Raw genomic sequence first — 12208 nt, forward strand, 5'->3', positions numbered from 1 at the left:
AGAGGAGTTATCCTTAGCGATTTAGAGTCACTTAAAAAATCGGACTATGGATAATACCTATATACCACAAGAAGTTGAGGAACAAGCTCAACAGTATTGGCATAAAAAACAATCATTTAATGTTTCAGAAGATTTAAACAGAGAGAAATTTTATTGTTTATCCATGTTCCCTTACCCGAGTGGAACATTGCACATGGGGCATGTTCGTAACTATACTATTGGTGACGTTATTGCTCGTTATCAGCGTGCTTTGGGTAAAAATGTCTTGCAACCGATAGGTTGGGATGCATTTGGTCTACCTGCTGAAAACGCAGCCATCAAAAACGGAATCCCCCCGGCTGAATGGACTAGAAAAAATATAGAGTCTATGAAAAAGCAGTTTTTACGTCTTGGCAATGCCTATGATTGGCGACGTGAAATTTGTACTTGCACACCCGAATATTATCGTTGGGAGCAATGGTTTTTTATTCGCCTATTTGAAAAGGGTTTAGTTTACAAGAAGAACGCCGTTGTAAATTGGGATCCAGTAGATCAAACCGTTTTAGCAAATGAACAAGTTATTGATGGACGCGGTTGGCGCTCTGGTGCCCTTGTTGAACGAAAAGAAATTTCTCAATGGTTTATTAAAATTACCGCTTATGCTGATGAACTCCTGAGTTCACTCGATACATTAGATGAATGGCCTGCACAAGTGAAACAAATGCAACGCAATTGGATAGGTCGCTCTACCGGTACCGAAATTTATTTTAATGTCAATAATTATCCAAAGCGCTTAAAAATTTATACCACTCGTCCTGATACTTTAATGGGAGCGACATATCTTGCAGTGGCAACAGATCACCCTATCGCTAAAGAAGCAGCAAGTACTCGTAAGGAAGTAAAGGAATTCATTGACAGCTGTCAAGGCACTAAAATGGCTGAAGCTGAACTTGCTACTATGGAGAAACGAGGGGTAGCCACAGGAATGTCTGCTATCCATCCCATAACAGGCGAAGAATTACCTATATGGGTGGCAAATTTTGTACTTATGCAGTATGGCTCTGGGGCTGTAATGTCCGTTCCTGCCCATGATCAAAGAGATTGGGAGTTTGCACAAAAATATCAATTACCTATAAAAGAAGTGATAAAGCCTACCAACGGAACAAAACATGATCTGAACCAATCTGCCTACACTGGGGAAGGTACATTGATTCATTCAGGTCAGTTTGATGGATTAAGTTCCTCTCAAGCAGTGGAAACCATAACTACGTTCCTTGAAGAACATGATACAGGAAAAGCCACAATCAATTATAGATTGCGTGATTGGGGCGTATCAAGACAAAGATACTGGGGTACCCCTATACCCATGATTTTATGTGAGCAATGCGGTACTGTTCCAGTTCCAGATGAAGATCTCCCCGTGGTCTTACCAGAAAATGTCACATTTACTGGCACAGGTTCTCCCCTTGCGCAATGTCCTGAATTTGTAAATGTAAGTTGCCCTAAATGTGGTCAAGATGCTTCTCGTGAAACAGATACTTTTGATACGTTTGTCGAGTCTTCTTGGTATTATGCTCGTTTTGCGTGTAAAGGCCAGGAAAATGCCATGCTTGATGACCGGGCGAAATATTGGACTCCTGTAGATCAATATGTAGGTGGTATTGAGCATGCAGTAATGCATCTGCTTTATGCACGTTTTTTCCACAAATTAATGCGAGATGAAGGTTTAGTCAATTCCGATGAGCCATTTAAAGCCCTGTTAACTCAAGGTATGGTTTTAAAAGATGGACATAAAATGTCTAAATCCGTGGGCAATGTCGTCGATCCTAACCATCTAATTAATACCTTTGGGGCTGATACAGCACGATTGTTTGTTATGTTTGCCGCGCCTCCAGAACAATCTCTGGAATGGTCTGATGCTGCTGTAGAAGGTGCACACCGTTTTCTAAAACGAATTTGGACTTTTGCCTATCAGCATCAAAATATGTTTATTGAAGTCAATGATATCATCCTAAGTGGCAATGGACATGTCAACTGGCAACAAGCTGAAAGTCGTTTAAAAAAATCACGCCATGTTGTGCATCAAATACTCGCCCAAGCAACTCATGATTATGATCGTAATCAATTCAATACCGTCGTTTCAGGTTGTATGAAGTTATTTAATGAACTATCCAGTTACTCCATAGAAACTGAAGAAGATAAGTTTTTTATTCATTCCAGTATGAGTATTCTGTTGCGATTGTTGGCTCCTATTACACCTCATATTACACATCATATATGGCAGCAATTAGGTTTTGAAAAAGCAATTATTGATGCCAATTGGCCAAGAGTGGATAAAGGTGCCCTCAAAACCGACGAGGTGGATTACGTCGTTCAGGTTAATGGAAAGCTCCGAGCTCAATTTACTGCGAGTGTAGATGCGGCAGAAGAAGTATTAATAGACACAGCAAAAGAACATGTAAAAGACTTTCTGGCTGACAAAACAGTAAAAAAAGCCATTGTAGTGGCACACCGGCAATTAATTAATTTGGTTGTTAGCTAATGAAATCAAGTTGCACTAAGATGTCTAATGTCTCGCATCTGCCCCACAACCAATCAGCGGGACATTCACCACATCAATTTGCAACGTTACGTGGTATAGTGCCTTTGCTGCTGGTGTTGTTACTCTCAGCATGTGGTTTCCATCTACGTGGCATGAGTAATGTACCTAGCTGGCTTAGTAATGTGGCCATTATTTCTGAAAATAATGACAAACAGTTTGTTTCTATATTGCAATCTCGGCTTGAGAGCTCGAAAATTGATGTCAATCCGGAGCCTTCTCAAGCTAAATATTGGCTCATAATTGACGAGGTGGACTTACATCAACAAATTATTAGTATTGGTGCAAGTACCAACCCCAGACAATATACTCTTACTTTGAATGTAGCATTTGTACTGAAAGCTCGCTCAGGTCAAATAATAGATACTCCTGGTAAAATAAGCGTTTCTAGAGAACTTACATTAAATAATGACAGAATTTTAGGCTCTAAAGATGAAGAAAGTATTTTAATCGGTGAAATGAAGCAAGATGCAGTTACCCAAATAATTTATCGACTTAGCCACGTACACAATCCCCAACTTTAGCTAAGAATATGAGTAGTTTGAGTAAAGAAAACAACATACCCAACTCACGCTAAAATTATCATGCAAATCAAACAACAAATGCTCGCTCAGCAAGTACAAAAAAAAATTGCCCCGCTCTATATGATAATCGGGCAAGATAATTACTTGTTGGAAGATTCTTTAGTGACCATAAAATCAGCCATTAAAACCCTATATAATTTTGATGAAAAAGTTATCTCCATTCAGTCTGCAGAAGATTGGAATGAAGTCAAAGAAGAAGCAAATAGTTATTCTTTGTTTTCGGATATTGTGTTCTTAAATATTTTTTATGATAAGAAGTCCGTAGATGCTACCGGAAAAAAAATTTTAACCGAATACCTCAACTCGATTAATTCACGTTGCTTTATTGTTATCCGAGCACCTAATGTACCCGCGAAACAGTTGCAATGGTTATCCTCTAATGAATCTGTCATGCTTGTTCTTGCTTATCCACTTAATTCAGAAGCAGTAAAAAGTTGGATAGCCATGCAGTTAAAGAAAAACTCCCTGAGTTATGCCCCCCAAGTTCTCGATTTAATTCATCAATACACCCAGGGAAATATGTTGGCTTGTTCCCAGGTCATTGAAAAAATAGCATTATCAAATATACCGGATAGCAAAATTGAGATACAACAGGTATTAGAACACTTATCATATCAATGTGACCACGATCTGTTTGAATTAGTAGATGCATGCTTACTTGGTAACGGTGATAAAGCAATTCAGATTTTACGGCATGCCGCAAATAATAAGACCGAAGCAACTTTAGTCTTATGGTTACTCAGTCAAGAAATAAGATTAATCATGCAGCTATCTAATTTAATAGAACAAAAAATTGACATTCAAAGTGCTTGTAGCCAATTAAAAATTTGGCCTCAACGTATTAATCTTTATAAGTCTTGCTGTAATCGAATCAATAAAACCATGTTGCAACAACTCCATCGATACTGCTATTCAATCGATGAGCGAATTAAATCGAGCAACCACTATACTCAGGTATGGAACTTCCTAGAAAACGCTACACTTTCACTTTGTTTGGGTAAATTAATAGGTGACGCATGCATAGCATAGCTATTTTTGGTGGTACCTTTGATCCTATACATAATGGCCACTTGCAAGCCAGTATATCCATCCAAGCCTATTTTAAATTTGATTCCTATTTTTTTCTTCCTTGTAGAGTACCGCCTCTAAAACCTCCATCTCAAGCAAGTAATTCCCAAAGAATAGAGATGATAAAACTGGCAATCCAAGAGATACCAGACTTTAAACTGGATTTACGCGAGATTGAACGGGATGGCCCATCCTATATGGTTGAAACTTTAAAGAGTTTCAGGTTGGAATATCCTAATTCATCCATAACATTAATTATCGGGTATGATGCCTTTCTTTCATTGCCTAAGTGGTATCAATGGCAAAAAATCATTACTCTGGCTAATTTGGTAATCATCAATAGAATGGAGTTTGCGGATCTGGTTCCGCCAGAAGTTATGCAAAAATTTTTGAAAGAATATCAAACCATAAACAAAGATGAACTTCTAAATGCTCCATCGGGAAACATATTTCTATTTGATGCGGGTAATTATGAAATTTCTTCTACTTCACTTCGGGAAGCAATAAAAAAAGGAGCTGATGTCCAAAACAAGCTCCCTTATAGAATCTATGAGTACATTAAGTCTCAGGAATTATATCAATAAGTTTAAAAGACTCATTTGCTGATACCGTTTGTTTTGCTTTATTAATAAGCCCAGGTAAGTATCCAGAAACCCAACTTATAACCGGTAAAAGTTGATTATAAACTCTAGAACCTTGGACATATTGCTGATAAGGCATCGAAGTCATACTGAGCACCGCGAAAACAAGCGAAAGGATGAAGACTCCACGGGCAAAGCCGAATCCCCCACCTAAAACTTTGTCCATAGCACCTAGACCACTTCCCCTTAAGAACAAACCAAGGATCGCATTAGCGATGCCTCCGGTAATTAAAACTCCCAGAACAACAATAATAAAACCAATTATTGATCGAATTGATTGATCTTGTATATAAGGTTGCAACCAAGGATTGAGACTACTTGAATAGTTGTAACCGGCCCAAACAGCTAATATCCATACTCCTAAAGCAATAAATTCTTTAATGAATCCTCTTAATAAGCCAGTAATGGTAGATAAACCAATAACTATTATTAAAATTATATCAACCCATTGAAATTGCATCATTAGCTAACTCCGGTATTGACTATAAAACCATTCAGCTGCATAGCACTTGCTAATTGAAGTTTCAATTTCATTACATCATTTCTAACAGGTGAGTGTCCGGCATAAACTTTGTAGATGGGCCCTTGTCTTCCAGTAGTTTTAATGTAATTTGCCTTATAACCCTTGGCATGCAATTTATTAACCAAAGCTTGAGCATTAGCGAGCTGGGAAAATGAAGCCAATTGAACAGCATAAATACTCTGTTTACTCGGAGCAGGTCTGTTATTTACTTTAGCAACCGCTGGTTTTTTAATTGGTGCGACATTTGCTTTCGCAATCGGTTTAACAGGTTTGGTTGCAGTTGCTGGGTTTATTTGTTTTTTAACAACATTTTTTGCAGCATTACTTAAAGCGATTTCAATTGGTTTAGCTACTGCATCGACCTTAGGTACAGACTCCGATTTAGCAACAGAAACAGCCGCATCATCAGCTCCTTGAATGGATTGGATGAAGTCTTCTTTACCCAGATCGGATCCTTTATGTTCGGTGGCGGCAGGAATTTCCACCTTAGCCACTTTAATAGTTTCGAACATTTCCTTTTCGTCGGTCATCACTACATTAGGGCTAGTGGGTTTAGGAGGTAGCTGTACATTTACACTAAAATTATTTTCAAGGCGCTGACTTGATTTTTTCATCATTGCGGGCAAAAAAATTGCTCCTAATGATAAAACAACAGCCACACCAACCAACCGATGTTTTAGCTTCTCATCAATTACTAATTTCATTGAATCTCCTATTAGCCATTACATGACTCACAGTAAAAAAAGACCCATAAACAACAATTAAGTCACCAGGTTTTGCTTGTTTCAATGCAGTTTCAAACGCTACAAGCGGATTATTATAACAAATTTCTACAGGAATTTCTGCATTCTTAAAAAAAGTGAGCAATAAGTCCTCACTGGCCGCGCGTTTGTTCTGCAATTGTGCCGGATACCAATGATCAATACAATCCTTTAATGGCATAATAAGACCTAAAATATCTTTATCTTTCAAGGCTGAAAATACGGCATGAACTTTTGCTTTTTTCATCGTGCGTAACTTATTCGCGAGTAGCCTTGCCGATTGAGGATTATGAGAAACATCAAATAAAGTGCTCACTATATCCTCATGAACTTGCAATCGACCAGGAATAAAAACACGTTGCATAGCAATTTGAAAATGGTGATGCATGACTGGCAAATCATTTGCCAATAAAAGACATGCTGTAATTGCTGCAGCAGCCGATTTTAACTGAATTGAAGGTTTTGGTAACCCATACAATGAAGGAAACTCAAGTTCGTTGTAATGGAGATCCCAGGTAGAATCTTGCTCGTGAATAGAAAACTCTTGCCCCCAAAAATAAGCAGGAACACCAAGTTGTGTTGCTACATCGGTGACTGTGGTGGGTGGATCGGTATCAGCGTAAATGAATGGTTTCCCTGGACGAAGTATACCCGCTTTTTCATAACCTATTGCATCAAGGGTATCCCCCAGATAATCCTGGTGGTCGAAATCTATTGTAGTAATGATAGATAGAGCTGCATCAACGATGTTCGTAGCATCTAAACGACCACCTAATCCTACTTCAAGGATAATAATATCTAACTTCATTTTTTTGAAAAACCACAATGCTGCTAAGGTAGTCATTTCAAAATAAGTTAATATGGAATCTCCACAAGCTTCATCAATTATGCTGAAAGCCTCGCACAGCTCCTCATCGGCAATAGGAGTTAAATTGACACGGATACGTTCGTTAAACTGGATAAGATGGGGTGAGGTAAATGCACCTACTTTATAACCGGCAACGTGATAAATTGTTTCAAGTGCAGTTACTGTTGAGCCTTTTCCATTAGTTCCTCCCACAGTAATAACGGGACAATTAGGAAGTTGCAAAGATGTTTTTTTTGCAACCTCCATGATACGGGTTAAACCAAGTTGTATTTCTTGAGTAGTTCTTGTTTCTAGATAGTGGAGCCACTCATCAACAGATCTCTTGGGAAACGCTACTGTAGGTGAATGTTCCATCGATCCTCAGATCCTATTATGCCTGCACACGCTTCGATTTTGTGCAATGAGTTTAGTTGCACTTCTCTTTTTGGCATGTTTCGCAAGTAGTCTAATACGATACTGCTTTGGTAACTAAATCCCCTGTACTTTTACGGGTTAGTTTAGCTATCAATTCAGCAACAACTGGACGAATATCTTTTCGTTCCAGAATCATGTCAATATGTCCATGTTCTAACAAAAACTCGCTCCGTTGAAATCCTTCGGGTAAGGTTTGTCTTACAGTTTGCTCAATAACTCTTGGACCAGCAAAGCCAATTAATGCATTGGGTTCAGCAATAATTAGATCACCAAGACTTCCAAAACTAGCAGAAACCCCGCCCATGGTCGGATCAGTTAGAACTACAATAAAAGGCAAACCCATTTCAGCGAATTGGGCAAGAGCAGCTGAAGTTTTAGCCATTTGCATTAAGGAAAAAAGTCCTTCTTGCATACGTGCCCCACCACTGGCAGTGAAACAAATATAAGGTCTTTGTTCTTTCATTGCTACTTGAATTGCACGGACAAATTTCTCTCCGACTGTAGCCCCCATGGATCCACCCATGAAGTTGAACTCAAAGGAGCCAACCACTACTGGTTGCTGTAATAGCGTCCCTTTAACAATGATTAGAGCCTCTTTCTCACCAGTTGCTTTTTGAGCTTGTGCGATTCGATCTTTGTATTTTTTTGAATCTCTGAACTTTAATCGATCTTGGGGCTCCAAAGAGGCAGCAATTTCTTCCTGGCCACCTTCATCGAGAAATTGCTTAATTCGAACACGTGCTGATATCCTGTGATGAAAGTTACAAGATGGGCAAACCATTAAATTTCTTTCTAATTCTGTACTATAAAGTACTTCACTACAGCCTGAACATTTCAGCCATAGACCTTCAGGAACTCCTTTTTTTTGGGAGGAGTCTGTATTAACTCTTGAGGGCAACAGTTTTTTAAACCAACTCATAATTGGAACCTAAGATTATAAATCGTAACATTATACACGGAAAAAAATATTCTGAAATGCACATTGAGTCGTAGTGGGATTTTTCGTGAACTTAAATTATGGGATCTGTAACCTAGATGAAGCAAAGTCCTAGCGAACAAACTGCACAAAAAATATAACACGTTCATTTTAATAAATAAATCTCCCATTTTTTTGAAAAAAAACAGGCATTAACCTAAAGTTTTTTGCGGTGCGTCCGATAACTTTTGTGCGTACGGTAAATTCGCCATTAAAAAGGAATTTACCAATTTTCAATGTCCCAAACCAGGGATTTAGGTCTGAGGAGACTATAATATGGCTCAAATTATTAATACTAACGTACCGTCGCTAGTTGCTCAACGTAACTTGTCTAAATCAAGTAACGCTATGGCGACTGCAATCCAAAGATTATCATCTGGTCTAAAAATTAATAGCGCTAAAGATGATGCTGCAGGGTTAGCAATTGCTACAAATATGACATCTCAAATTCGTGGTATGGACCAAGCTGTAAAAAATGCGAATGACGGGATTTCATTGGCCCAGGTTGCTGAAGGTGCAATGCAAGAATCAACGAACCTTTTACAACGTATGAGAGAGTTGGCACTGCAATCTGCAAACGGAACCTATAGCCAATCTAACCGTCAATCATTACAAAATGAAGTAAATAACCTTCTAAGTGAAATGGACCATATCGCTTTAAGTACGCAATTTAATGGTCAAAGCATTTTGAATGGTTCTTATACCAACGCTTCTCTGCAAATTGGTTCAAATGCGGGTGAAACTCTTTCGTTTTCAATCAATAGTATAGGCTCTTCAACAATAGGTAGCATTGCTTATCAACAAGGAAGTACAGTTACGGCCAACGCCGCTGCAGATATTACCGTTGCTCTAGGCACTAACTCTGCAATCAGCATTAGCTCTTCCGCAAACTTTGTGGGTACGGCAAGCGGTCAAGACAGCTCCTCTGCATATGCCAAAGCAGCAGCAATTAATGCAGCAGGTGTTCCCGGTTTAACTGTAACTGCATCCACTGCCGGTACTGCAACTGTTGGAACTATAGGGGGAACTGCGGGGGATACTTATAACTTGAATATTAATGGTGTGGACATTTTTACCAACCAAGACGTCGCCACTGCCCTCACCAATACCAACCTTATGGATGCAATCAACGCTGTAAGTAGCCAGACTGGAGTGGTAGCTTCTCTCAACGGTGGTAGCATGACTTTAACTGCAGCTGATGGAAGAAATATAGCAGTAACTGAAAGCGGTACTGGTTTTACTGCAGGCACTGACGGACTGACCGTTACAGGCGGTTCATTTGCCGCTACCTTACGTGGAAATCTCACTATGAGTGCTGCACAAGCCATTACTTTAGGTGGGACTGTGGCTGATATTGGTTTATCAAGCACGATAAGTCTGGATACTAATGGAGTTAATAGTATTGACATTACAACTCAATCTGGAGCAGAACAGGCTATACTGAGAATTAGTTCTGCTTTAGATAGCGTTACTAACAACCGAGCTGCATTGGGTGCTTTGCAAAACCGACTTGATGCTACAGTAGCTAACCTGCAAAACGTATCTGATAACATGTCTGCTGCACGCAGCCGTATTCAAGATACAGATTATGCAGCTGAAATGGCATCTTTAACTAAGAACCAAATCCTGCAACAAGCAGGAACAGCAATGTTGGCCCAAGCAAATGCAATGCCACAATCTGTTCTTTCCTTGTTAGGATAGATGCTATAGAAGTAACGGTAACAAACCGAAATGCGGCACTTGCCGCTTTTCGGCTTATTTATCCCAATGATTAAGCATTCAAATCAAGGGAAAGGAGTTAGAAAATGACTATGGAATCGATACCTCCAGCAAATAATAAATTGCTACAAACAGATTCAGTCAAACTAAAAGATAAAAACATTAAACCTGTGACAAAATGTGCCACATCCGATCTAAATCTAGATACAGACTCAAAACAGGCCATAGATCACGCCACAGGTCTATTGCAAACTATAGTTACCGATAAAATCTCAGACAAAGTAATTCGCAAAATACCCTCCGATGAGTATTTGCATTTACTGAACTTGCTTGATGGGATAATTAGTGGTTCTATAGACAAACATGTTTAACGCAATTTATGGATACATGTAATTTCTATTGAAATTACTAAAATAGATAAGGGAATATTATGGGCCTATCAACTCCAGGCATTGGATCAGGTTTGGATATTAAAGCAATGGTCGAAAGCATGGTAAAAGCCGATCTCATGCCTTTACAGTTGCGACATGACAAAAAGCTTAATTCCGTCACAACCGAACTGTCTGCTTTTGGACAACTAAAAAGTGCCATGTCCAGCTTTCAAACAACACTCGATACCCTATCTCACGCTAGTGAATTTAATAAAATGAATTGCTTACTTAGCGAAACTGGATATATATCTGCCTCTCTTACAGGACAAGCAATTGAAGGCATATATCAAATTAAAGTAAATCAATTAGCCCAGTCACAAAGTCTTGTAAGTGGCTATTTCACTAATAATAATTCTTCAATAGGTAGTGGTAGCATAACGATAAATTTTGGTACCTACAGCAATAATAATTCCACGTTTACATTAAATACTGAGGTATCACCAATAACAATTAACATCAATTCTGGAAATGATAGCCTTACTGAAGTATGTGATGCAATTAATGCTGCAAATGCAGGAGTTACAGCATCAATTGTACAAGATGCTACCGGCTCAAGATTGACCCTCACCTCATCTCAAACAGGTGAAAAATATGCAATGCAAATTACAGGTAGTTTGAGTGCTTTGAATTATGATCCAACAACGAGCAATGCCTCATTAAGTCAAACCATGGCTGCCCAAAATAGCCAAGTCCAAATTAATGGTTTGCTTCTTAGTGAAAGCAGTAATCAATTTAAGAATGCAATTACGGGGATCACTCTCGACTTACAAAAGGCTGATCCAGGTACCACAGTGTCCTTGACGGTAAAAAAAGATGTCGAACATCTTAAAGGTTTAATTAATGATTTCGTAAAAAAATATAATGATTTCATTAACTTCCTCACAACCTTAACCGGTTTCGATATGGAAACTAGAAAAAGAGGCGTTCTACAAGGCGATGATAAATTAAGAGAATTAAAAACAAACTTATATAACTTAGCTACTAACCCATTAACTACAGTTGGCTCAATTAAAAGTCTTGGAGACTTGGGAATCACAAGTGATAAAAATGGTTTATTAGAAATTGATTCTGAAAGATTGGATGAGGTAATCAATAAAAATTATCAAGACATTAGTCAATTATTTGCAAAAAAAATAACCGCCACCGATCCAGGTATTAAAATTAATTCTGTGGATACTAAAGTTGTTGCCGGAACCTATGATGTTATTTTAAACGAATATACTCCTGGAGTTAGTATGGCTGGAACTATAGGAGGTATTTTAGCAACTTCAACAGATGGAATTACTCTTAATGGCACAGGTGACTTCAATTCCTTATCAGTTGATGTACTTTCTGGACTCACAGGGAACAGGGGGCAAATAATTGTCAGTGATGGTTTAGCCTCATTGATTGATGGCTATTTAGAATCCCTGGTAGATGAAAATGGTGAAATTGCAGAAAGAATAGATCGCTTAAACACCCAAGCAAAACAATTAGACGAAATGCAAGAGCGCATTAATGATCGCAGCATAACTCTTGAAAAAAGATACTACAAACAATGGAATGCGGTAGATCTCTTAATCTCCCAGATGCAAAACACCAGCAATACGCTCACCCAAATCTTGTCGAATCTACCCAAATTCAAAAGCAAATAATGGAGCAAATT

The 12208-nt window shown here is 38.6% G+C and carries 11 protein-coding genes; 7 read left to right on the forward strand and 4 right to left on the reverse strand.

The window, feature by feature from the left end; translation table 11 throughout:
* Nucleotides 1-46: 46 nt before the first annotated feature.
* Genes leuS through nadD form a run of 4 tightly spaced genes read left to right on the forward strand, consistent with a single transcriptional unit; the run spans nucleotide 47 to nucleotide 4814 of the window.
* Nucleotides 47-2521, forward strand: a complete 2475-nt coding sequence (leuS, locus tag ACWTE2_RS13880) for a leucine--tRNA ligase (RefSeq protein WP_454785811.1) — start codon at nucleotides 47-49, stop codon at nucleotides 2519-2521.
* Nucleotides 2522-2541: 20 nt separating this feature from the next.
* Entirely contained in the window at nucleotides 2542-3102 is a 561-nt protein-coding gene (locus ACWTE2_RS13885) for an LPS-assembly lipoprotein LptE (protein WP_483099550.1), read from the forward strand.
* Between the two features lie 60 nt (nucleotides 3103-3162).
* A complete protein-coding gene (holA, locus tag ACWTE2_RS13890) occupies nucleotides 3163-4191 on the forward strand; it encodes a DNA polymerase III subunit delta (RefSeq protein ID WP_454785813.1) in 1029 nt (342 codons plus the stop codon).
* A complete protein-coding gene (gene nadD, locus ACWTE2_RS13895; RefSeq protein ID WP_454785814.1) occupies nucleotides 4179-4814 on the forward strand; it encodes a nicotinate-nucleotide adenylyltransferase in 636 nt (211 codons plus the stop codon). Before holA ends, nadD begins: the two co-directional genes overlap by 13 nt.
* On the opposite strand, the gene ACWTE2_RS13900 is transcribed toward nadD, so the two are convergent.
* The 4 genes from ACWTE2_RS13900 to accD form a co-directional block, all read right to left on the reverse strand.
* A complete protein-coding gene (locus ACWTE2_RS13900) occupies nucleotides 4789-5331 on the reverse strand; it encodes a CvpA family protein (protein ID WP_182393637.1) in 543 nt (180 codons plus the stop codon). The genes nadD and ACWTE2_RS13900 overlap by 26 nt on opposite strands.
* A 2-nt stretch (nucleotides 5332-5333) precedes the next feature.
* Nucleotides 5334-6098 carry an SPOR domain-containing protein gene (locus ACWTE2_RS13905; RefSeq protein ID WP_454785815.1) on the reverse strand — a complete coding sequence of 255 codons (765 nt, stop codon included), beginning with the start codon at nucleotides 6096-6098 and terminating at the stop codon, nucleotides 5334-5336.
* Nucleotides 6082-7377 (reverse strand): bifunctional tetrahydrofolate synthase/dihydrofolate synthase, encoded by a 1296-nt coding sequence (gene folC / locus ACWTE2_RS13910; protein ID WP_454785816.1) that lies wholly within the window; start codon nucleotides 7375-7377, stop codon nucleotides 6082-6084. The genes ACWTE2_RS13905 and folC overlap by 17 nt, the downstream gene beginning before the upstream one ends.
* Nucleotides 7378-7468: 91 nt before the next feature.
* Nucleotides 7469-8356: an acetyl-CoA carboxylase, carboxyltransferase subunit beta gene (accD, locus tag ACWTE2_RS13915; protein WP_454785817.1), complete on the reverse strand. Its 888-nt coding sequence runs from the start codon at nucleotides 8354-8356 to the stop codon at nucleotides 7469-7471.
* 333 nt (nucleotides 8357-8689) lie between these two features.
* On the opposite strand from accD, the gene ACWTE2_RS13920 reads away from it, so the two are divergent.
* The 3 genes from ACWTE2_RS13920 to fliD all read left to right on the forward strand — a co-directional run bounded on the left by ACWTE2_RS13920 (nucleotide 8690) and on the right by fliD (nucleotide 12197).
* Nucleotides 8690-10114: a flagellin N-terminal helical domain-containing protein gene (locus ACWTE2_RS13920; RefSeq protein WP_454785818.1), complete on the forward strand. Its 1425-nt coding sequence runs from the start codon at nucleotides 8690-8692 to the stop codon at nucleotides 10112-10114.
* A 104-nt stretch (nucleotides 10115-10218) separates the two neighbouring features.
* A complete protein-coding gene (locus ACWTE2_RS13925) occupies nucleotides 10219-10503 on the forward strand; it encodes a flagellar protein FlaG (RefSeq protein WP_182393348.1) in 285 nt (94 codons plus the stop codon).
* A 59-nt stretch (nucleotides 10504-10562) separates the two neighbouring features.
* Nucleotides 10563-12197 carry a flagellar filament capping protein FliD gene (gene fliD, locus ACWTE2_RS13930; protein WP_182393346.1) on the forward strand — a complete coding sequence of 545 codons (1635 nt, stop codon included), beginning with the start codon at nucleotides 10563-10565 and terminating at the stop codon, nucleotides 12195-12197.
* Nucleotides 12198-12208: the final 11 nt, after the last annotated feature.

Source organism: Legionella nigrisilvae, assembly GCF_977063395.2.